Raw genomic sequence first — 19,760 nt, 5'->3', positions numbered from 1 at the left:
AAGCTGTCCTGGGGGGTCGGGACCGCGTGACGGTGGAGTTTCGGGTGGCTGCGAATGCAGTTCTGCTGCCAGTGGAGCCCGCAAGTGCTGTCGCTGGGGCGCCGACCTGCAGTGCCGACGGACGGCCTTGTCTTTGGGCTGTTTTGGTGACGTGGGCGCAGTTTGCTGTTCTTGGTGCATGGTGATGGTCGGCACCCTCGCATTTCGGCGTGGGTAAGGTTACCGGCTGACCTTCACGGACGAGTGATTTCGCTGGAAATATCCCCCTTTTTGGGCTCGTGGGTCAGCGTTTAGCGCGCCACCCCAAGCTCAACACCGCCTGCACCAGCTCCTGGTAACTCGGCTTCACTTCCTCCAAGTACCGCTCCAAATACTGCGGCCGAGCCGTGGTCACCGCCTGTGGTTCCTCCGAAGAGTCCACAAAGGTCAGACGCGAGACGTTGTGCAGGGCCATTTTCCACCAGCGCGCCGCGCGTTCGCCCGCCTTCGATTCGCGTTCGGTGGCGGCGGCGACGGCGGCGTGGGCCTCGGCGAGCTGGCGTTCGATCTCGTCCGCGCGGGCCAGTTCCCAGGCGCGCAGGTTTTCCGCCGAGCCGCGGGCCATGCCCACGACCTCCTTGTAACGCATGGCCGCGCCGGGGTTTTCGCCGGTCATGGGGTGCCTCCCGCGGGGTCGGGGTCGGGGCGCTGGAACGGGATGATGACCTCCGGCGCGCTGTGCGTCGTGCGGTCGAAGAACAGGGCGCGGCCCGGGCGCGGGGACCAGTGCACGACCAGGCCCGCGGCGAACGGCGAAAGCTCGTTGCCCTGCACGTCCAGCGCCGCCCAAGCGCCGATGTCGTCCGTGCCGCCGAAACCCAGGGTGTCCTTGAGCCGCGCGATGCTGCGCCACCAGCCGATGGCGTGCACGCCGTGGCCGGGGCCCTGCTTCAGCACCGTGCGCAGGTGGTCCAAGCCGCTCTTCGGCTGGCCGACGGCCTTGGTCTCCAGGGCCGGCAGCGCCGCGTCCACGCCGTACAGCAGCAGGACCTTCGTGGCGACGTCCGAAGTGGACATCGACTCCGCGACCGACGTCAGCGTGGCCGGCAGGTCGTCGGCGAGGGTGGCGACGTGGCCTTCGGCGCGCAGCCGCTCCGTCAGCTCCAGCACGGCGGGCGCGCAGGCGTCGATGGCGCAGCTCAGCACGAATTCCACCTCGCCGACCTCGAACTGGCGGGCGAGTGAGCGCGCGGCCGAGTCCATGATGGACAGTGCCTCCGCCGTCGCGCCGCCCAGCACCGCGACGTTGCGGCCCGGCGCCCGGGGCAGCTCCACGCCGCAGGCCGCCTCCGTGACGTCGATGGACTGGCCCAGAAGCGCGCGCGGCTTCGAGCCCGGCTTGAGTTCCGTGTACGCCGGGAACTGTTCCAGCACCGGCGAATGCGCGCCGTCGAACAGGCGCGGGCGCGGGAACCGCCCGGAGTACAGCTCCCAGAGCTGGTGCTGCAGGTTCACGAACACGTTGCGGCTGCTGGAATCCGGCACGTGCGCGAGCATGTTGCCGTGCGCGACGCCGGAGTCGTGGTTGATCACCGCGTGCCACTTGGGCGCCGAGACCGCCGCGTTGTTCGTCTCCGCCAGCACCCGCCGCGCCTTCGGCATCGCGATGCGCAGTGTGCACTGCTCGAACACGGCCGGCTTGCCCCAGAACGCCTCGATGCCCGCGACGTCCTGACTCGCCAGCACCAGGTGGATGCCCTGCGAACGGCCGCGCCGCGCGATGTCCTCGAGCAGCTGCGTCGCCTGCGCGGTCACCTGGTCGCGGCCCGCGAACAGGTACTGGAACTCGTCGATCACGGCCACGATCCGCGGCCAGTGCCCGCCCGGGTCCTGCTCGCGCAGGTCGGCCAGGTTGGTCACCTCGTGCTCCTTGGCCGCGGCCGAGCGCCGGCGCAGCTCGTCGGCCAGGAAACGCAGCAGCGCCAAGCCGAACTCGCGGTCGGTGTTCACGTTGACGCCGACCAGCTTCGCGTGCGGCAGCCAGCTGGCGTCCTTGCGGCCGGGCGCGAGCCCCGCGAACGAGACGCCCTCCTTGAAGTCCAGCAGGTACAGCGCCAGTTCGTCCGGGGTGTAGCGCGCGGCCAGGCTGCCCAGCAGCGCGTACAGGAAGTTGGTCTTGCCGGACCCGCTCGGCCCGCCGATCAGGGCGTGCGGGCTGGCATCGCCGATCACGACCTCCACGCTCTCGCCCTCGTAGAACCCGACGGACGCGCGAAGCTCCCGAGCCGAATTCTCCTGGCCGAGCTCCGTCGGCAGCAGGTCCGCGAACGCGCGCGGCCCGCCCTGCTTGGCGATCAGCGCCTCCGCGATCCGCCCCGCCGCGCGGATCACCTGGCCCGAAGGCAGCGCCGGGTCCAGGTCCACGACCAGGTCGCTGCCCGTCATGCTGCTGACCGCGCGTCGTTCGTCGAGCAGGCTCAGCGTTTCGATCGACGCGCTGACGGCCGTCGGCACGTCCACCAGGATCAGGCAGATCCCGGCGGCGAGCGCACCGCTCGCCACGCGCTTGAGGTCCCGCGCGCGCTCGGGCTCGAGCGTCTCGCCGTTGCCGTACAGCACCGCGATCCGGTACGGCTCCACTCGCTGCCCGGTGGCCTTTCGCAGCTCCCGCAACGACGTGTGCCCGGCCTGCATGCCCGTCGCGTGGATGCGGCGGATGTGGCCGGCCAGCTCGTCGAGCAGGTCCTCCAGCCGCGTCGGGTCGTACAGCGACAACGCGCTGGTGCGGCTGAGCGGGTACAGGTCGGGCAGGATCGCGGTCAGCTGCCCGACGTCCCACAGGTGCACCTTGACCGCCCCCGGTTCGAACGCGGACAGCACTCGCATCAGCAGGTTCTGCACGATGCCGTCGACGACCGGCCGCGTCTTGGGCGCCGACGTGATCGCCAGGTGGGACTCGTCCAGCAGCGGCACGGCCACGTCGAACGTGCGGGAGATGTCGCGTCCCGCCGCCGTCGCCGAGCCGACCCGCCAGAGCCCGGGGCCGGTCACGCCGGGGTTGGTGCCCACGCGGCCGAGCCATTCGCCCGGCGGGCGCCCGGCGGGGCCCGGCGCGTTCGCGGCGACCAGTTCGCGCAGGGCGTTCGGCCCCGTGCTCCAGTCGGTGTAGAACGCGTTGCGGACCCCGCCGAGCGACGCGAACACCTCGTGCGCGGCCGGATGCCGCGCCCATTCCGTCTGCTGCTCGGCGTCGGCGTGGTTCATGCCGATCCGGACGATCTCCTGCTCCAGCATCAGCCGGGACAGCTCGGCCTCCGCCATCTCCCGCGCGCCCGCGGCCGCGCCGAGGACGAGCCCGATCTGGTGGCGGACGCGCTCCAGCGCGGTCTGCACGCGGTTGCGCTGCTCGCTTGCCTTGTTAGCCATCGGTTTCGCTCATGACGCGGTCGTCCCTACAGGCGTGACTGGTATCCGCTCACCAGGTCGTCGGCGGCGGCTAAACGGGTGAGGAGGTGGTCGATTCCCTCGTCGGCCATCACCAGTTGCTGCGGCAGCCACGGATCGGCTTTCGCCTGCGCGTCGACGAGTGCCTGACGGGCGTCGCCGAGCAGGTTCTTCGCCCGCTCGGCGTGGGCCCGCCCGTCGGTGAGGCCCGCCTGCACGGCGGTGAGCAGCTGGTGAATCTCGGCGAGTCCCGACATGGTGGGCTAGAGGCGGGCCGAGTAGGAGTCGGCCGAGGAGATTCCGGCCTGGATGGTGCTTTGCATCCCGCTTATCCCGTTCAATGCTTCGGACAGCAGCCCGTGTGCCTGGTTCACCTCGTGCTGGCTGCTGCCCTGGGTCGCCTGCGAAAGCGACAGCTGCGCTTCTTCGAGAGCTTGCGCGGCCTGCTGCAGTGCGGCGATGCTCGCGGACGCCTTCTCGTTCGCGAGCGCGATACCAGCGCGGATCTCTTCCACTCCGGCCATGTGGGCGGACTCCTCGGTACGTCGGGGGCTGGAACGACCACACACAAACTTAGCGTGATCAGGTGTTTTCGGTAAGTAAGTGAGAACAGGAGAATGGACAAGGCCCCGGACGTGGTGACGTCCGGGGCCTCGCGGGCGGCGGCGGACCGGGTCCGAAAACGGTCATCCCGACCCCGCGCGCCAGCCTGCCTACCTGCGTGTATCGAGATGCCCGCGCTCTGCCGCGCCCAGGTCAAGCCGGTATTCGTGACACCGAAGAACCTCTCCGAGCGGGTACGAACAAGTCTGTCGCGAAGCCTAGCGGGTGCCTGCGGATAGCCGAGTCCTGACCCGTCCGGACGCCGCGAATTCGGCTATCGATCTTTTCCGAACGCCCTTTTCCGCATGCACGGGCCGCGATATGTCGACTCCGCGGCCGGGTTCCGGGTGTCGGGGAAAGCAAAACGCCGGACCGCTCGCGAGGAGCTGCCCGGCGTTCTGTGTGAAACGCGGAGGATACAGGATTCGAACCTGCGAGGGCGTGAACCCAACACGCTTTCCAAGCGTGCGCCTTAGGCCGCTCGGCCAATCCTCCGTGGAGAAGGGTACCGGATGGGGTGGTACCGCCCGGAAGGTGGTCCGGTCCGCGGGGACGGGGTCTACTCGGCCTCGACGACGTCCGCGACGACGATGGTGATGTTGTCCGGGCCGCCGCCTTCGTTGGCCAGCGCGATCAGGGCCGGGACGACTTCGGCGGGGGCGCCGGCCTCCAGTGCGTCGCGGATGGACGGCTCGTCGGCGCCCGCGGTGAGGCCGTCGGAGCAGAGCAGGTAGCGGTCGCCCGGTTGCGGGGTGAACGTCCAGACGTCCGGTTCACCCGAGCCGGTGCTCAGCAACGCCTTCATGAGCAGCGAGCGGCGCGGGTGGTCGGCCGCGTCGGCCTGCGAGATGCGGCCGTCCTCGACCAGCGCCTGGACGAGTGTGTGGTCGTGGGTCAGCCGGTGCAGGTCGCCTTCGCGCAGGAGGTAGCCGCGCGAGTCGCCGATGTGGGCGGCGGCGAACTGGGTGCCGTCGAACAGCAGGGCGGTCAGGGTGGTGCCCATGCCGTGGGTGGCCGGGTCGGCCTCCGCGACCTCGGCGAGCCGCTCGTCGATGCGCCGCACGCCGTCGGCGAGGGTGGCGCCGAGGTCGAGCGAGGCCAGTTCGAGTGAGCCCAGTTCCGTGTCCAGGCTCGCGAGCACCCCGACCGCCGTCGCGCTGGCCACTTCACCGTGGGGCTGACCACCGATACCGTCGGCGACAGCAAGCAGGCGCCCGCTGGCGTAGACGGAATCTTCGTTGATCCGGCGTCGTCGCCCGGTGTCGGAGCCCGCGGCGTACCGCAGGACGAACCGGGACTGCTCGTTAACCATGAGTCCATAAAACCACTGGTTGACTGAGTTAACAAGCGAAATGCTGGAAACCGCAGTCATCGGCTATGGTGCTGGCCATGGAAGACGACGCGGCAGTCAGCGCCGCTGACATCGCCCGGCTGGCGGGTGTGCGCCGGGCCGCGGTGAGCAACTGGCGGCGGCGCCACGGCGACTTCCCGCGCCCGGTGGGCGGCACCGCTTCCAGCCCGCTGTTCTCCTTGCCCGAGGTCCAGGCCTGGTTGCGCGGCCGCGGCCGCCCGTTCGAGCTCGCCCCGATCGACCGCGCCTGGCAGCAGCTGCGTGCCCTCGGCGACGACCTGGAGCTGGGGGCCCGGGTCGCCGCTGCCGGAGCGTACCTGGCGCACCCCGTGCCGCGGGCCGATGACGACCCCGATCTTCGGGCCATGCTGACCCGGCTGGCCGTGGACAAGGGCGCGGCGTGGACGTTCGAGCAGCTTTGCGAGCGCTACTTCGAGGCCCATTCCCGCCGTCTCTCGCCGACGCCGCCCGAGTACGCCGACCTGATGGTCCGGCTCACCGGCGCGAGGGGGACCACCGTGCTCGACCCCGCGTGCGGCTTCGGCTCCCTCCTGCTGGCGAGCGGCGCGAAGAGCGCGCGCGGCCAGGACAGCGACGTCACCACGGCGAAGATCGCCGGGTTGCGGCTACAGCTGCGAGAAGTCGACACCGAGGTCCACGCTGCCGACGCGCTCCGGGAGGACGCCTTCGCCGGCCAGGAGGCCGATGTCGTGCTGTGCGACCCGCCGTTCAACGAACGCTCGTGGGGCCAGGAAGAGCTGCTCGGCGACGCGCGCTGGGAGTACGGCCTGCCGCCGCGCGGCGAGTCCGAGCTCGCGTGGGTCCAGCACTGCCTGGCGCACGCGAAGCCGGGCGGCGCGGTCGCGATCCTGATGCCGGGCGCGGCCGCGGGACGACGCAGTGGCAAGCGGATCCGCGCGAACCTGCTGCGGGCCGGGGCACTGCGCGCGGTGGTCACCTTCGCGTCCGGCGGCCCCGACCTGTGGCTGCTCACGCGCCCGGCGCCCGGGGAGCGTCCGCCCGGCACCGCGCTGATCGCCGAGGCCGACGTCGCCGAGGTCGAACCGCTGTGGCGCGCGTACGTCGAGCGACCGGAGGCCGTCGGCGAGCGGATCATCGACCTGCTCGACGACGACGTTGACCTCACGCCCGCGCTGCGCCGTACCGCGCGCGAGGACTCGGGGCAGGCTTTCCTTGCCGCACAACAGCTTTTCGACAAAGCCGGGCTCCGGCTGCCGCCGCTGGAGCCGGCCGCCGAGGAGCTGGCGCACACCACCGTCGGCGAGCTGGTGAAGTCCGGCGCGCTCCAGGTGTGGCACGCCCCGCCGCGGCCCGCCGACGGGGACGAGCCCCTGCTGACCGCCGACGACGTGCTGGCCGGCGGCCCGCCCACCGGCCGCGCGGCGCCCGACGAGGCGGCCGTGACCGCGCACGAGGGGGACGTCGTCGCTTCCGTGACCGGTGCCGTCGGCGTCCACAGTGGACCACCGGTCCGGCTGGGCCCGTCGCTGTCGCTCTACCGCGTGGACCCCCGGCGCCTCGACGCCGAGTTCCTGGCCGGCTGCCTGCGTGCCGCCGACTTCCCCGTGCACAGTGCCTCCACCCGCATCGACGCGCGCCGGCTCAAGGTGCCGCGGTACCCGCTGGAGACGCAGCGGGCGTACGGGGCCGCGTTCCGCGCGCTCGCGGAGTTCGACCGGGCCCTGCGGACGACGGCGGAAATCGGCCGTGACCTGGTCCGGCTAGGCTTTGCCGCGCTCGCCGAAGGACGGCTTCGGCCCGGTGCCGGGTGAGCGCCGCGACGCTGTGAGGGGGCCCATGCTCATCGCCGATCGTTATGAGGTCGACGAGCTGCCGCTGGGCCGCGGCGGGATGGGGGCCGTGCACCGCGGGCACGACCGGCGGCTCGGCCGGCGCGTCGCGATCAAGCTGCTGCGGCTGCCGGGACGCGACGAAGAGCTTGAAGAACGCTTCGCGCGCGAAGCCCGGATCCTCGCGACGCTCGATCACGCGGGCGTCCCGGCGCTGTACGACTTCGGCACCCACGACGACCGGTTGTTCCAGGTCATGCAGTTCGTCGAGGGGGTGACGGTGGCCGACCTGCTGGCCGAGCACGGTCCGCTGCCGGTCCCGTGGGCGGCGGCGATCGCGGCCCAGGCCACCGCCGTGCTGTCCGCGGCGCACGCGCGTTCGGTGTGCCACCGCGACCTCAAGCCGGCCAACCTCATGCTCTGTCCCGACGGCAGTGTGAAGGTGATGGACTTCGGTTTGGCTGTACTGCGCGAAGCGGACGTCGCCCGCTTCACGCGCGCTGGGCAGCTGCTGGGCACGCCGTCTTACATGGCGCCGGAGCAGATCCAGCGCGGGCTCGCGGAGCCGCGAAGCGACCTGTACGCGCTGGGCTGTGTGCTGCACGAAATGCTTACCGGCAAACAACTCTTCACCGGCCCCACTGCGTACGCGGTCTTCGACAAGCAGGTGAAGGACGCTCCGCCGGCCGTGCTCGGCGTGCCGCCCGCGTTGAACGCCGTGCTCGCCTCGACGCTGGCGAAGGACCCCGAGGAACGGCCGGCCGGCGCGGACGTGCTGTACGCGCGCCTCACGCCGTTCGTCCGTGATCTGCCGCCGCTGCCCGGATTCCTCCACCCGGCGTCGGTGCCGAGCCCGGCCCGGATGTACGCGCGGATGGTCGGCCGGATGCCGTCCTGACCGCTGGACGGAACGCCGCTCGTCAGAACAGGTCGGGCTGGCCGCTGCCGGCGGTGATCCCGCCGTCGACCGGCAGGATCGCGCCGGTGATGAACCGGGCGTCCGCACCGGCCAGGAACGCGACCGCGGCGCCGATGTCGTCCGGGGTGGAGTAGCCGGCCAGCGCCCGGCGCGGATTGAACTTCTCGACCAGCTGCTCGAGCCCGGGATGGTCCCGGTGCTCCGGGCCGATCGTGAGGGACGGGGTGACGGCGTTGACGCGGATCCCGTGCGGGCCGAGGTCGAAGGCGAGCCCGCGGGTGAAATTCACCACCGCGCCCTTGGCCGCGTTGTAGGCGGTCAGCCGCCGGTCGCCGCCGAGCCCGGAGGCCGAGGCGATGTGGACGATGCTGCCGCGGCTCGCTTTGAGGTGCGGCAGCGCGGCCTGGGCGCCGAAGAAGGCGCTGTCCAGGTCGGTGCCCAGCACCAGCCGCCAGTCTTCGAGCGTGGTCTCCTCGAAGGGCTTGGCCAGGCCGAGGCCGGCGTTGGAGACCAGTACGTCGATCCCGCCGAAGCGCTCCGCGCCGGCGCTGATCATCGCCTGCACGTCCTCCTGGCGGCGGACGTCGGTGGCGACCGCGAGCACCCGGTCCGGGCCGAGCTCGGCCGCGAGCTCGTCGAGCCGGTTCTTGCGCCGGGCCGCGATGACCAGGTTGGCCCCCTCCGCGGCGAAGCGCCGGGCGATGCCGACGCCGATGCCGGAGCTCGCCCCGGTGACGACGACCGTGCGCCCGTCGAATCGGTGTTCCATGTGCTCTCCTTGGCCGAGCAGGTTGTGTCAGTTACTGACGATAAGATACGTCAGCCGCTGACGCAACCGCGACTTTTCGTGCTAGCATCGACGGATGCCACGAAGCGGAGAACCGGTCCGGCGACGGCTCGAACTGGCCGCCGTCGAGCTGTTCGTCGAGCACGGCTACGACCAGACCACGGCCCAGCGCATCGCCACCCGCGCCGGCGTCACCGAGCGCACGTTCTTCCGGCATTTCGCCGACAAGCGCGAGGTCCTGTTCGGTGGCGAGGCCGAGTTGCGCGAGACGCTGACCAACGCGATCGCGGCGGTGCCCGAGGGCACCAAACCGCTCCCGACGATCCAGGCCGCCTTCCACGCGAGCGTGCCGCTCTTCGAGCGCAACCGGGTGGTCTCCGAGCCCGGCGCGCGCCTGGTCGCCACGACCCCGGCGCTCCACGAACGCTCGCTGGCCAAGACCGCGGCGCTCATCGACGCCATGACCGAGGCCTTGCGGGCCCGCGGGACCGAGCAGCGCATCGCGCACCTGTGCGCGCAGATCGGGATGGACACCTTCAGGAGTGCCACGAGCCGGTGGCAGGCCGACGCATCCACCGGCTTGGCCACGCTGATCGACCAGGCTTTTGTGCAACTGCGCGAAGTTGTCGGCACGCTCGGCTGAGCGTGCCGACTGCTCGGGCATCAAGCGTTGACGGACCGGCGGTCCTGATCGGCCAGCGGCAGGCCGAGCCGCTGGATCCGCAGGTAGGTCAGGCCGTTCTGCACGGCGATGCTGATGCCGAGGGTGAGCATGATCGTCGACGACGTCAGCGCCCCGCTCACGCCCAGCGTCCCGCCGAGGAAGCCGAAGCCGACGCGGACGGCGATCGTCGCGAGCCACAGGACCAGCGTGAGGGCCGAGCCCTTCTGGAAGGTCGTGTTGCCGCTGCGGGTGAGCGTGGTGGTCGCGCTGCGCAGTGCGCCGAGCGCGCCCAGGACCACGATGTCGACCCCGAGCAGCGCCAGTTCGCCGGCACTGGCCCGCGGCAGCGCCTGGAGCGCGGTGAAGACACCGATGGCCACCAGGATCAGCGGCATCAGCATCAGCCCCTTGCGGCTGAGCAGCGTGCCGCGCAGCTGGCGGTAGATCACGCGGTAGATGACCAGCGCCGCGATCGCGACGTAAAGCAGGACAGTGGCCGGGCTCATCGGGACTCCTCTGTTTCCGTGGTCCCTCAAGAGTCGGCTGAACGGGCGCGGATCTCGTCGGCGCACGGGCGGGTCCCAGGTGGATCCACTGCTCCATCCACGGGTGGACCTTCACCCGCACGGGGGGTCGGCTACCTGATCGTGACCTTCCGATCGCAACCGTCGGCGGGTGTGGCCCGTCTTTGCCGGGTAGACAGGGTCGAGCCTGGAAAACTTCGTGGGGGTGCCGGATCGTGAAGAGGATTTTGGTGGGTGCGGTGGGGCTGGCCAGTGCGTTCGCGCTGGCCGCGTGTTCCGGCGGCTCGTCCGACGCGGGGTCCACGACCGGCGGCGGCGCCGTGGCCGCGGGGGCGAGCAGCAGCGCGCCGGCCACCACGACCCCGGCGCCGACCACGAGCAGCCCGGCGCCCACGCCGTCGAGTCCGCCGAGCACGTCCAAGGCCACGCCCAAGCCGGCGCCGCCCAAGCCCAAGCCGAAGCCGCCGGTGAGCACCGCGAACGTGCCGTGCGCGAAGGCCGCGGCGGCGAGCGGCACCAGCGCCTGCGTCGACCTGTCCGCGCACCGCGCCTGGCTGCTCGAGGACGGCAACGTCGTCTACGGGCCGGTCTCCATGCTGCCCGGCCAGAAGGCCAATCCGACTCCGACGGGCACGTTCCACGTGCTGTCGAAGGAGAAGATGCACTACAGCCGCGAGTTCGACAACGCGAAAATGCCCAACTCGGTCTTCTTCTACCCGGGCGACGCCTTCCACACCGGCAGCCTGAGGGCGTACTCACACGGCTGCGTGCACCTCTCGGCGACGTCCTCGCTGAAGTTCTTCAACACCCTGGCCGTCGGTGACGTCGTCCAGGTGGTGCCCTGAAACTACTCTTAGTGTCACGTTCGGGTAAATATCACTCGATCGTGGCAACAATTGGCCTTCCCCAGGCGACAAGCGGTCACTTGGGGAAGGGGGCCATCGATGGCCTTGGGAAGACTTCGTACGTTGTTCGTGGCCGCTGTGACGGCTCTTGCGCTGGCACCCGCGGTGGCCACACCGGCCGCCGCCGCGGGGACGCCGTCGCTGCCACCGGGGTTCGTGCTCCGGGACATCCCGACGGGGCTGGCGGCCTACCAGTTCACCGACTTCGCCTGGCTGCCCGACGACAGCGTGCTGGCGCTCGGCAAATCCGGCGTCGTCAACTGGGTGCCCCCGAACGGCGCGGGCACGCCGGTGCAGATCGCGACCTTCAACGTCGAGTCGCAGGGCGACATCGGGCTCACCAGCATCGCGCTCGCCCCGGATTACGCCACCACGCACCACATCTACCTGAACCGCTCGGTCAGCACGGGCAACGGCGCGTACTTCCAGCGGGCCGCGCGCTTCACCGTGACCCTTGACCGCGCCGGCCGCCCGTCCGGGCTCGCCGAGGAGCAGGTGATCTTCGACGTGCCGGGCAGCCAGTGGTACATCCACGGCGTCGACACCGTGATCCCCGCGGCCGACGGCACACTCTGGTACTCCATCGGCGACAACGGCGACGCGGGCAAGACCAACGAGGTCGCCTTCGCCGCGCAGGACCTGAACTCGCCGTTCGGCAAGATCCTGCACCTCACCGCGGACGGCAAGGCGGTGCCCGGGAACCCGTACTACGACGCCGCCGCGCCGGATTCCGTGCGCTCCAAGGTGTTCGCGAGTGGCTTCCGCAACCCGTTCCGCTTCACGCTCGACCCGAAGAGCGGTCTGCCGGTGGTCGGCGACGTCGGCTGGTACACCTGGGAAGAGGTCGACGTCGTGCAGCCCGGCGCCAACCTCGCGTGGCCGTGCTGGGAGGGCAACCACCCGACGCCCGGCTACTCGGTCGACGCGCGGTGCGCGTCGGTCGTGAACACCCCGCCGCTGTGGGAGCACCAGCACGGCACCGGACCGGCGCAGGGCAACAGCGTCACCGGCGGGATTGTCTACAGTGGAACGACGTATCCGGCGGCCTACCAGGGCGCGTACTTCTTCGGCGACTACGCGGGCCTGAAGATGTGGACGCTGAAGTACGACGCGCAGGGCAAGCTCACGCAGGCGCCCCAGAACCCGCCGCCGTTCTCCAACATCGGCGGGGTAACGCGCATCTCCTCGGCCCCCAACGGCGACATCGTGTTCAGCGACCTCAACTCGGGCCTGCTGCGAAGGCTGAGCTACTCGACGAACAACTCCGCGCCGGTCGCGGTGGCGACCTCGTCCACCGACCCGGACACCCGCACCGTCGCCTTCGACGGCAGCGGCTCATACGACTTCGACGGCGACCCGATCAGCTACGCCTGGGACTTCGGCGACGGCACCACGGGGACCGGCGTGAAGGCCAGCCACCAGTACGCCGCGGGCACGCAGTTCACCGCGACCCTCACCGTCCAGGACCCGTTGGGCGCCAAGGGAACCACCACCGTCGCGGTCGCGCCGGGCAACCACTCGCCGACGGTCGCGCTGACACCTCCGGCTCAGGCGGACTTCGCCGTCGGCGAATCCATCGCGCTCTCCGCGACCGCCACCGACGCCGAGGACGGCGCCCTGCCCGTCACGTGGACGTCGCTGATCCGGCACTGCCCGGACCTCGGCGCCTGCCACGTGCACCCGGGCGAAGGCGCGACCGGGCCTTCGCTGACCGTGCCGTTCACCGACCACACCGACTCGCGCATGGAGTTCACCGCGACGGTGACCGACAGCGCGGGCGTGCAGGCGAGCAGCACGTACGTCGCGTTGCCCCGGCAGCACCGGCTCACGCTCGTGAGCACGCAGCCGGCCGCGTTGAGCATCCCGAGCGAGGGCGGCGTCAGCAGCGCGATGGTCGCCGAGGGCGCGAAGTTCGACGTGACCGCTTCGACGCTGGGCAGCGACGGCGCGTCGAAGTTCGCCGGCTGGCAGGGCGGTCCGACGACGACGTCGTGGTCGATCACCGTCGGCACCGGTGACCAGACGCTGACCGCGAACTACGTGTCCGCGATCGACCAGCGGTACGCCGCCGAGCCCGCGTTGCGCGCGTCGCTCGGGAATCCCACCGGGCCCGAGGTCGTCGACGGCCCGGTGCACCTGCGGCCGTACGCGAACGGCCGGCTCTATTGGTCGGCGCAGACCGGCGTGCACGAGGTCGGCGGGTCGATCCTCGCCGAGTACCTGGCGATCGGCGGGCACCTGAAGTTCGGGCCGCCGCTCAACGACGAGACGGCGACCCCGGACGGAGTGGGGCGGTACAACCACTTCGCCGGCGGCAGCTCGGTCTACTGGACGCCGTCCACTGGCGCGCACCAGATCGGCGGCGCGATCCGGCAGAAGTGGGCGGAGTTCGGGTACGAGCGGGGCTTGGGCTACCCGATCACCGACGAGACCGCGACCCCCGACGGCGTCGGGCGGTTCAACCACTTCAGCGGCGGCAGCTCGATCTACTGGACGCCGTCGACCGGCGCGCACCAGATCGGCGGCGAGATCAAACGGAAGTGGGCCGCGTTCGGCTACGAGCGCGGGATGGGCTACCCGACCACGGACGAGTCCGCGACGCCGGGCGGCGGAGCGCGGTACAACCACTTCACCAAGAACGGGTCGATCTACTGGAGCGCGGCCACGGGCGCGCACAACGTGCAGGGAGAGATCCGCAACCGCTGGGCCGCGATCGGCTGGGAGCGGTCGTACCTGGGGTTGCCGATATCGGACGAGTACGCGATCTCCGGCGGCGGTTTCCGCAGTGACTTCCAGGGCGGTTACATCGTGTACACGCTCGCCGGCGGGGCGGTCGACCGCCACTGGTGAGGACGCGCGGGCCGGGCTGAGGTTGCGGTGATGTTCGCCGCTTCCGCGAGGTCAACCTCAGCCCGGCCCGGCACGTCTCATTCCCCGTAAAGCAAAACCGAGCTTTCGGGGGTAGTCGTGCGGGTCAAGAAAATTCTGATCGGTCTGTCCACTGTGGCCGCTGCGGCGCTGATGAGCGCCTGCTCCGTGGCGGGTGCGACGACGGGGACCGCGCTCCCCTCCACTTCGGACATTCCGGTCACCTCGCCGGCCGCGCAGCCCGCGGACCAGAGCGCGCCCGCCACGCCGGACGCGCCGGCCACCTCGTCCGCCCCGGTCAAGGAGAAGCCGGTCGAGGAGAAGAAGGAGATGGCGCCGGGCGTCCCGTGCACCATCACCGCGAAGGCGTGTGTGGACCTTTCGAGCCACCAGGCCTGGCTGCTCGACAACGGCCAGATCACCTACGGCCCGGTGAAGACCATGCCCGGCAAGGCGGGCAGCACGACCCCGCTCGGCACGTGGAAGGTGCTGTCCAAGGAGAAGATGCACCTCAGCCGCGAGTTCGACAACGCGCCGATGCCGAACTCCGTGTTCTTCTACCCGGGCGTCGCGTTCCACGAGGGCTCGCTGAGCAAGTACTCCAACGGCTGCGTGCACCTCTCCCAGACCTCGTCGCTGAAGTTCTTCAACACCCTCGAAAAGGGCGACGAGGTCCAGGTCGTCAAGTAGGCGCTCAGTGCAGGTCGGCCGGCCGGGTGCCGGTGGCGGTCAGCGGCAGGCCGAGCGCCACCCGCTCGGTCAGCCACCCGCTCGGCCGGTAGCGCGGGTCCCCGGTGGACTCGGCGAGCCCGGTGAGGACGCGCAGCACCTTGTCGGGGCCGACGAGGTCGCCCCACTCCAGCGGGCCGCGCGGGTAGCCGAGGCCGAGGCGGACGGCGGTGTCGATGTCGGCGGGCACGGCGAGGCCCTGGTCGGCGAGGTAACAGGCGGTGTTGACGATCGAGGCCAGCAGCCGCTGGGCAATGGGCGCCGGCCCGTCACGCACGATGGTCACCGGTAGCCCGGTCCCGGCCAGTGCGCCCCACGCGGCGCGCCCCGCCGCCGGATCCAGTCCGGGGTGGACGGACAGGGTGAAGCGGCGTTCGTACGCGCCGAGCGCGTCCACCCCGCACACGCGATCGGCGGGCAGGCCCTCGCGGGCAGCGGCCTCCACAGTGGACTCACCGCGCAAAGTGAGCAGCAGCACGGCGTCCGGGTAGGCGTCGGAGACGACCTGCACCCCGGCCGCGGCCAGCAGCCGGCCCAGCCGCTCGTCCGAGGTGAACACCGGCATGTCCGGCACCGGCGGCGCGGCCGGCTCGGCCGGGGCCTCCTGTTTCCCGTCCACGTAACGGTAAAAGCCCTCGCCGTTCTTGCGGCCGAACAGCCCGGCCGCCACCCGGGGACGCGTCAGCCACGACGGTCGCAGCCGCGGCTCGGAGTGGAACCCGCTCCAGATGCTCTCCAGCACGGCGTGCGAGACGTCCAGCCCGGTCAGGTCCAGCAGTTCGAACGGCCCCAGCTTCAGCCCCAGCACGTCCCGCGCGATGCGGTCGACGTCCACCGGCTCGGCGACCGATTCCGACAGGATCTGCAGCGCCTCGGTGTTCAGCCCCCGCCCGGCGTGGTTGACCAGGAACCCCGGCGCGTCGCGGGCGAGCACCGGTTCGTGGCCCCAGCCGCGGACCAGTTCGAGTGCTTCGCCGGGCAGCCACGGGTGCGTGCGCACGCCCGGCACGACCTCGACCAGCCGCATCAGCGGGACCGGGTTGAAGAAGTGCAGCCCGATCATCCGCGCCGGATCGGCCAGTCCGGCCGCGATCTCGGTGACGGACAGGGAACTGGTGTTGGTGGCGAACACCGTCTCCGGCGCGCAGACCCGTTCCAGGTCGGCGAACAGGGCCCGCTTGGTTTCGAGATCTTCGCGGACGGCCTCGATCACCAGGTCCACGCCGTCGGCGGGGGCGGCCGGCGCGGCCACGGGGACCAGCCGGCCCTTGGCGGCCCTGGCCTGCTCGGCGGTCAGCCTGCCCTTCGACTCGAGCCGATCGAGCATGCCGCTGACGTACTCGATCGCCGCCTGCACGGCGTCGGCCCGCACGTCCGCCAGTTCGACGGTGACCCCGCCGGTCGCGGCCAGCTGGACGATCCCGCGCCCCATCACCCCGGTCCCGATCACCCGGATCCTGCCGACCCGCCCGGCCCATCCCGTCACGTCGAACCCGCCTTCCCGCGTTGGTCTTCCCGGCGAACGTACCCGGTTTTCCTCAGAGCCCCACGAAGTCGGCCATCTGGCCGATCAGGTGCTCGAAGTAGGCGTCCGCCGGGTCGACGCTGCCGACGTAGTGGCCGAACAGCTCGAAGCTGATCGCGCCGAAGAGCTGGGTCCAGGCGGCCACCAAACGGGTTCCGGTCTCCGCCGGGATGTCCACGCCCAGCGCGGCGGCCAGCGTTTCCGCCTGTTCCCGCAGTGCGGCGGGCATCGGGGCGGTGACCGCGGGCTCGTGCGGCTGGGCGTCGGCCAGCACGGCGACCAGCGCCAGCGCGACGCGGCTCGCGGGCGCCACGGTCTCCTCCGGCGCCTGGTAGCCGGGCACGGGCGAGCCGTAGATCAGCGTGTACTCGTGCCGGTGTGCTTTCGCCCACGCCCGCGTCGCCCGCCAGATCTCGCGCCAGCGTGTGCGGTGCTCGCCCCGGCCGGGATCGCCGGCCTCCGCTGCTTCACCGACGGCGTTGTACGCGTCGACGATCAGGTCGGTGAGCAGCCGGTCGCGGCTGGGGAAGTACCGGTACAGCGCCGAGGAGACCATGCCCAGCTCCCGTGCGACCGCGCGCAGCGACAGCCCGTGCGGGCCGACCTCGCCCAGCTGGCGGCGGGCCTCGTCCTTGATCTCCTGTGTCAGCTCGGCGCGGGCCCGTTCACGGGCGTTGCGGATGGCGGCCATGGTGCTCAGTGTGCCAGGTCCGAGATCGATGCACCAAATAGAGAGCACTGCTCTTGACTCAGCCGGTGAGCGGGTGTTCACTGATCTCAACCGAGAGCACTGCTCTCACCGACTGAGGGAGTCCACGATGACCGCGACCCGTTACCTCGAGCCGGGCCTGGCGACCCGGGTGTCCAACAAGATGGTGCAGCAGCTGACCAAGCTCGGCGTCAGCGTGTGGGGCAGCCGGGTGCTGATGGTCCGCGGCCGCAAGAGCGGCGCGGTCCGCGAAGTGCCGGTGAACCTGTTGCCGTTCGAGGGCAAGCAGTTCCTGGTCGCGCCGCGCGGGGAGACGCAGTGGGTGCGCAACCTGCGCGTGGCCGGCGAGGGGCAGCTGCGGGTCGGGAACCGGGTGCAGGCGTTCACCTACCGCGAGCTGCCCGACGACGAGAAGCCCGCCGTGCTGCGCTCGTACCTGAAGCGCTGGAAGTTCGAGGTCGGCGTCTTCTTCGACGGCGTGGACGCCGACGCGCCCGAGGCGAAGCTGCGTGACATCGCCCCGGGCTACCCGGTGTTCGAGATCCTGGCGGCCTGAGTCAGTTCTTCGGGCTCTTCCGGGCGGAGCGCCGGGTCGTGGCGGCGACCACGACCACGCCGACCAGGAACGAGGCCAGTCCGATCAGGAACCACAGCTTCTGGCCCGTCATGAAGCTGCCGGTGACGACCCCGGCGCCCTGCAGCACCCACACGGCGCCCACCAGCAAGAGGATCACCCCGACGGCGAGCGAGATCCAGCGGGCCATGGTCAGCTCGTCTTCTTCGGCGAACGTCGCGCGCCCGTCACCAGGAGCACGAGCCCCACGACCGCCGCGACCAGGCCGATCAGGAACCACAGCTTCTGCCCGGACATGCCGCTGCCGGTGATCACGTTGGCGCCTTGAAGCGTCCACAGAATGCCGATGAGCAGCAGAATCACCCCGGCGACGAGCGAAATCCAGCGTTGCGCCTTCATCGGTGCCTCATTTCAGGTTCGGGCGGGTCACGAGGTCGTTCTGGTACGCGTAGACGACGGCGTGCACGCGGTCGCGCAGGCCGAGCTTCGCCAGCACGCGGGAGACGTGCGTCTTCACAGTCTCCTCCCCGACTTGGAGCCGGCGCGCGATCTCCGCGTTGCTGCAGGCGTCGGCGATGAGCAGGAGCACCTCGCGTTCGCGTGAGGTCAGCCGTGCCAGCTCCGGCGGCTCGGCCGCGCGGGGTTCGAGGCTGGTGGCGAAGTGCTCGACGAGCCGCCGCGTCACCGAAGGGTCGATCAACGCGTCACCCCTGGCCGCGACGCGCATGGCGGCGACCAGCTCCTCCGGCGAGAGGCTCTTCAGCAGGAAGCCGCTCGCGCCGGCACGAAGGGCGCGGTAGACGTACTCGTCGGCGTCGTAGGTGGTCAGCACGAGGATGCGGGTGTCGTTGCCGGGCGCGCTGAGGATCGCTTCGGTGGCGGCGAGCCCGTCGAGGCGCGGCATGCGGACGTCGAGGACCGTGACGTCCGGGCGCAGGCGTGCGGTTTCGGTGACGGCTTCACGCCCGTCGGCAGCCTCGCCCACGCACTCGAAGTCCGGCTGGGTGTCCAGCAGGGCCCGCATGCCGGAGCGGAACATCGCGTGGTCGTCGGCGAGCAGGACACGGATCATGCCACCTCCAGGGGAAAACTCGCCCGGACGCGCCAGCTCGGCCCGTCGGGTAGCTGGCCGTACTCGACTTTGCCGCCGAACAGCGTCACGCGCTGCCGGATCCCGGCGAGCCCGCGGTGGGCGCCTTCGCCGTCCGGCCTGGCGGAGCTCACCCTGTTGGTCACGGCCAGGACGATCTCGGTGCGCCGCCGGTCCAGCTCGATCTCGACCGGCCCGGTGCCGTGGCGCAGCGCGTTGGTCAGTGCTTCCTGCGCGATCCGGTACAGCGCGACGTCGAGTGAGCCGGGGATTTCGCGGACGTCGCCGTGGACGGTCAGGTGCACGGGCAGGCCGGCCTCGCGGACGGTGCCGAGCAGCTCGTCGAGGTTGTCGAGGCCGGGTTGGCCGGCTTCGTCGTCGCGGGCGTGGAGGAGGTCGAGCAGGCGGCGCAGGTCGGCCATCGCGGACCGGCTGGCGGACTCGACGGCCCCGAGCGACTGCCGGACGGCGGCGTCACCCTCGCCGTCTCCGGGATTGTTGGTGGTGGGTAAGGCTTTGGTGGGCAGACTGAGCCGCGCGGCGCCGGCGTGGACGCCGATGGCGCTGACGTGATGGGAGATCACGTCGTGCAGATCGCGCGCGATGGTCTCGCGCTCTTCGAGCACAGCGCGGCGCACGGCCTCCGCTTCGTGCCGCTGTCGTTGCTCCGTGGCCCGCTCGAGGTCGGCGATGTACGCGCGCCGCGCCGTCGTGTACCGCCCGACGAGCCACGGCAGCAACCCGGTGACGCCCATGCTGATGAGGATCAGCGGGGCTGCGGCCCCGCGTCCGCCGCCGAGCCACTCGCTGGTGCCGATGCCGGTGACCGTCGCGGCGAGCGCGAGCACCGCGGGCCCCGTCCGCAGCCACGCGCCGGCCCGGTACCCGGCGATGAGCAGGCCCGCGTTGTTGCCGATGACGTAACCGGTGCACGGGCAGAGCAGGATCGGCCCGCTCGCGAAGACGATTGCGTGCGCGAGCGCCACCCACCCGGAATGCCGCGCCGCCCCGGCCAGGGCGAGGTCGACGGCCACCCCGCCCAGCAGCACGGCCCACGCTCGCCAGCCGGCTTCCCCGAGCGGTCCCCGCAGGATGAACAACGAGGCGTCACAGACCAGGCAGACCACGGCGACCAGCAACGACTGCCGCGCCAATGACCCGCTGATGTCCCGCACGCCCGCCAACTTACTGCGAGCGGGCGGTCGCGTTGGGTTTTCAGGGCCGAAGAACCCGCCCGCGAAAAACGGCGGCGGCACGACGAGGGGAACGTCGTGCCAC

20 protein-coding genes and 1 tRNA gene are annotated in these 19,760 nt (G+C 71.0%); 7 read left to right on the top strand and 14 right to left on the bottom strand.

Annotated elements, in window-relative coordinates; translation table 11 throughout:
* Nucleotides 1–283 precede the first annotated feature (283 nt).
* The 6 genes from BMY97_RS37780 to BMY97_RS37755 form a co-directional block, all read right to left on the bottom strand.
* Nucleotides 284–655 (bottom strand): hypothetical protein, encoded by a 372-nt coding sequence (locus BMY97_RS37780; RefSeq protein ID WP_091627162.1) that lies wholly within the window; start codon nt 653–655, stop codon nt 284–286.
* Entirely contained in the window at nt 652–3,405 is a 2,754-nt protein-coding gene (locus tag BMY97_RS37775; protein WP_091627160.1) for an FtsK/SpoIIIE domain-containing protein, read from the bottom strand. The genes BMY97_RS37780 and BMY97_RS37775 overlap by 4 nt, the downstream gene beginning before the upstream one ends.
* Nucleotides 3,406–3,431: 26 nt before the next feature.
* Nucleotides 3,432–3,680 (bottom strand): hypothetical protein, encoded by a 249-nt coding sequence (locus tag BMY97_RS37770; protein ID WP_091627157.1) that lies wholly within the window; start codon nt 3,678–3,680, stop codon nt 3,432–3,434.
* Nucleotides 3,681–3,686: 6 nt separating this feature from the next.
* Nucleotides 3,687–3,947, bottom strand: coding sequence for a hypothetical protein (locus BMY97_RS37765; RefSeq protein WP_091627155.1), 261 nt, complete (start codon nt 3,945–3,947; stop codon nt 3,687–3,689).
* A 489-nt stretch (nt 3,948–4,436) separates the two neighbouring features.
* Nucleotides 4,437–4,521, bottom strand: a tRNA-Ser gene (locus BMY97_RS37760).
* Between the two features lie 64 nt (nt 4,522–4,585).
* Nucleotides 4,586–5,338 (bottom strand): PP2C family protein-serine/threonine phosphatase, encoded by a 753-nt coding sequence (locus tag BMY97_RS37755; protein WP_091627152.1) that lies wholly within the window; start codon nt 5,336–5,338, stop codon nt 4,586–4,588.
* A 77-nt stretch (nt 5,339–5,415) separates the two neighbouring features.
* On the opposite strand from BMY97_RS37755, the gene BMY97_RS37750 reads away from it, so the two are divergent.
* Both BMY97_RS37750 and BMY97_RS37745 read left to right on the top strand, forming a co-directional pair.
* Nucleotides 5,416–7,170, top strand: a complete 1,755-nt coding sequence (locus tag BMY97_RS37750; RefSeq protein ID WP_091627290.1) for an N-6 DNA methylase — start codon at nt 5,416–5,418, stop codon at nt 7,168–7,170.
* Nucleotides 7,171–7,195: 25 nt separating this feature from the next.
* Nucleotides 7,196–8,086, top strand: a complete 891-nt coding sequence (locus BMY97_RS37745; protein WP_091627287.1) for a serine/threonine-protein kinase — start codon at nt 7,196–7,198, stop codon at nt 8,084–8,086.
* Between the two features lie 22 nt (nt 8,087–8,108).
* Here the strand turns inward: BMY97_RS37745 and budC are convergent, their stop codons facing one another.
* Nucleotides 8,109–8,876: a meso-2,3-butanediol dehydrogenase gene (gene budC / locus BMY97_RS37740; RefSeq protein ID WP_091627150.1), complete on the bottom strand. Its 768-nt coding sequence runs from the start codon at nt 8,874–8,876 to the stop codon at nt 8,109–8,111.
* A 94-nt stretch (nt 8,877–8,970) separates the two neighbouring features.
* Between budC and BMY97_RS37735 the strand changes: the two genes are divergently transcribed.
* Complete coding sequence (locus BMY97_RS37735) at nt 8,971–9,537, top strand: TetR/AcrR family transcriptional regulator (RefSeq protein ID WP_091627147.1); 567 nt, start codon at nt 8,971–8,973, stop codon at nt 9,535–9,537.
* 20 nt (nt 9,538–9,557) lie between these two features.
* Here the strand turns inward: BMY97_RS37735 and BMY97_RS37730 are convergent, their stop codons facing one another.
* Entirely contained in the window at nt 9,558–10,064 is a 507-nt protein-coding gene (locus BMY97_RS37730) for a hypothetical protein (RefSeq protein WP_091627145.1), read from the bottom strand.
* A gap of 233 nt (nt 10,065–10,297) precedes the next feature.
* Here BMY97_RS37730 and BMY97_RS37725 point away from each other — a divergent pair, with 233 nt between their 5' ends.
* The 3 genes from BMY97_RS37725 to BMY97_RS47400 all read left to right on the top strand — a co-directional run bounded on the left by BMY97_RS37725 (nt 10,298) and on the right by BMY97_RS47400 (nt 14,545).
* A complete protein-coding gene (locus BMY97_RS37725) occupies nt 10,298–10,927 on the top strand; it encodes a L,D-transpeptidase (protein ID WP_091627142.1) in 630 nt (209 codons plus the stop codon).
* Nucleotides 10,928–11,026: 99 nt separating this feature from the next.
* On the top strand, nt 11,027–13,837 hold the full coding sequence (locus BMY97_RS37720; RefSeq protein ID WP_091627139.1) for a PQQ-dependent sugar dehydrogenase: 2,811 nt from the start codon (nt 11,027–11,029) through the stop codon (nt 13,835–13,837).
* A gap of 117 nt (nt 13,838–13,954) precedes the next feature.
* The gene (locus tag BMY97_RS47400) at nt 13,955–14,545 is read left to right on the top strand and encodes a L,D-transpeptidase (protein ID WP_245787704.1); all 591 of its coding nucleotides are present in this window, start codon (nt 13,955–13,957) and stop codon (nt 14,543–14,545) included.
* A 4-nt stretch (nt 14,546–14,549) separates the two neighbouring features.
* Here the strand turns inward: BMY97_RS47400 and BMY97_RS37705 are convergent, their stop codons facing one another.
* On the bottom strand, nt 14,550–16,070 hold the full coding sequence (locus BMY97_RS37705) for a 3-hydroxyacyl-CoA dehydrogenase (protein WP_091627134.1): 1,521 nt from the start codon (nt 16,068–16,070) through the stop codon (nt 14,550–14,552).
* A 52-nt stretch (nt 16,071–16,122) separates the two neighbouring features.
* The gene (locus BMY97_RS37700) at nt 16,123–16,800 is read right to left on the bottom strand and encodes a TetR/AcrR family transcriptional regulator (protein WP_091627131.1); all 678 of its coding nucleotides are present in this window, start codon (nt 16,798–16,800) and stop codon (nt 16,123–16,125) included.
* 127 nt (nt 16,801–16,927) lie between these two features.
* Here BMY97_RS37700 and BMY97_RS37695 point away from each other — a divergent pair, with 127 nt between their 5' ends.
* A complete protein-coding gene (locus BMY97_RS37695) occupies nt 16,928–17,374 on the top strand; it encodes a nitroreductase family deazaflavin-dependent oxidoreductase (RefSeq protein ID WP_091627128.1) in 447 nt (148 codons plus the stop codon).
* A gap of 1 nt (nt 17,375) precedes the next feature.
* On the opposite strand, the gene BMY97_RS37690 is transcribed toward BMY97_RS37695, so the two are convergent.
* From BMY97_RS37690 to BMY97_RS37675, 4 genes are read right to left on the bottom strand one after another with little or no spacing between them, the layout of a single operon-like run.
* Entirely contained in the window at nt 17,376–17,582 is a 207-nt protein-coding gene (locus BMY97_RS37690) for a hypothetical protein (RefSeq protein WP_091627126.1), read from the bottom strand.
* A 2-nt stretch (nt 17,583–17,584) separates the two neighbouring features.
* The gene (locus tag BMY97_RS37685) at nt 17,585–17,791 is read right to left on the bottom strand and encodes a hypothetical protein (protein WP_091627123.1); all 207 of its coding nucleotides are present in this window, start codon (nt 17,789–17,791) and stop codon (nt 17,585–17,587) included.
* A 7-nt stretch (nt 17,792–17,798) separates the two neighbouring features.
* A complete protein-coding gene (locus tag BMY97_RS37680; RefSeq protein WP_091627120.1) occupies nt 17,799–18,464 on the bottom strand; it encodes a response regulator in 666 nt (221 codons plus the stop codon).
* Nucleotides 18,461–19,657, bottom strand: a complete 1,197-nt coding sequence (locus BMY97_RS37675; protein ID WP_091627281.1) for a sensor histidine kinase — start codon at nt 19,655–19,657, stop codon at nt 18,461–18,463. Before BMY97_RS37675 ends, BMY97_RS37680 begins: the two co-directional genes overlap by 4 nt.
* Nucleotides 19,658–19,760 lie beyond the last annotated feature (103 nt).

The organism is Amycolatopsis saalfeldensis (genome assembly GCF_900110575.1).
Classification (GTDB): domain Bacteria; phylum Actinomycetota; class Actinomycetes; order Mycobacteriales; family Pseudonocardiaceae; genus Amycolatopsis; species Amycolatopsis saalfeldensis.
The sequence above is the reverse complement of the archived record's forward strand: the minus strand, read 5'-3'. Positions and strand labels throughout refer to the sequence as shown.

Excerpts from the sequence above, each read along its gene's own strand:
- BMY97_RS37780 (WP_091627162.1), bottom strand. The coding sequence starts at position 655 with ATGACCGGCGAAAACCCCGGCGCGGCCATGCGTTACAAGGAGGTCGTG.
- BMY97_RS37775 (WP_091627160.1), bottom strand. The coding sequence starts at position 3,405 with ATGGCTAACAAGGCAAGCGAGCAGCGCAACCGCGTGCAGACCGCGCTG.
- BMY97_RS37770 (WP_091627157.1), bottom strand. The coding sequence starts at position 3,680 with ATGTCGGGACTCGCCGAGATTCACCAGCTGCTCACCGCCGTGCAGGCG.
- BMY97_RS37765 (WP_091627155.1), bottom strand. The coding sequence starts at position 3,947 with ATGGCCGGAGTGGAAGAGATCCGCGCTGGTATCGCGCTCGCGAACGAG.
- BMY97_RS37755 (WP_091627152.1), bottom strand. The coding sequence starts at position 5,338 with ATGGTTAACGAGCAGTCCCGGTTCGTCCTGCGGTACGCCGCGGGCTCC.
- BMY97_RS37750 (WP_091627290.1), top strand. The coding sequence starts at position 5,416 with ATGGAAGACGACGCGGCAGTCAGCGCCGCTGACATCGCCCGGCTGGCG.
- BMY97_RS37745 (WP_091627287.1), top strand. The coding sequence starts at position 7,196 with ATGCTCATCGCCGATCGTTATGAGGTCGACGAGCTGCCGCTGGGCCGC.
- budC (WP_091627150.1), bottom strand. The coding sequence starts at position 8,876 with ATGGAACACCGATTCGACGGGCGCACGGTCGTCGTCACCGGGGCGAGC.
- BMY97_RS37735 (WP_091627147.1), top strand. The coding sequence starts at position 8,971 with ATGCCACGAAGCGGAGAACCGGTCCGGCGACGGCTCGAACTGGCCGCC.
- BMY97_RS37730 (WP_091627145.1), bottom strand. The coding sequence starts at position 10,064 with ATGAGCCCGGCCACTGTCCTGCTTTACGTCGCGATCGCGGCGCTGGTC.
- BMY97_RS37720 (WP_091627139.1), top strand. The coding sequence starts at position 11,027 with ATGGCCTTGGGAAGACTTCGTACGTTGTTCGTGGCCGCTGTGACGGCT.
- BMY97_RS37700 (WP_091627131.1), bottom strand. The coding sequence starts at position 16,800 with ATGGCCGCCATCCGCAACGCCCGTGAACGGGCCCGCGCCGAGCTGACA.
- BMY97_RS37695 (WP_091627128.1), top strand. The coding sequence starts at position 16,928 with ATGACCGCGACCCGTTACCTCGAGCCGGGCCTGGCGACCCGGGTGTCC.
- BMY97_RS37690 (WP_091627126.1), bottom strand. The coding sequence starts at position 17,582 with ATGGCCCGCTGGATCTCGCTCGCCGTCGGGGTGATCCTCTTGCTGGTG.
- BMY97_RS37685 (WP_091627123.1), bottom strand. The coding sequence starts at position 17,791 with ATGAAGGCGCAACGCTGGATTTCGCTCGTCGCCGGGGTGATTCTGCTG.
- BMY97_RS37680 (WP_091627120.1), bottom strand. The coding sequence starts at position 18,464 with ATGATCCGTGTCCTGCTCGCCGACGACCACGCGATGTTCCGCTCCGGC.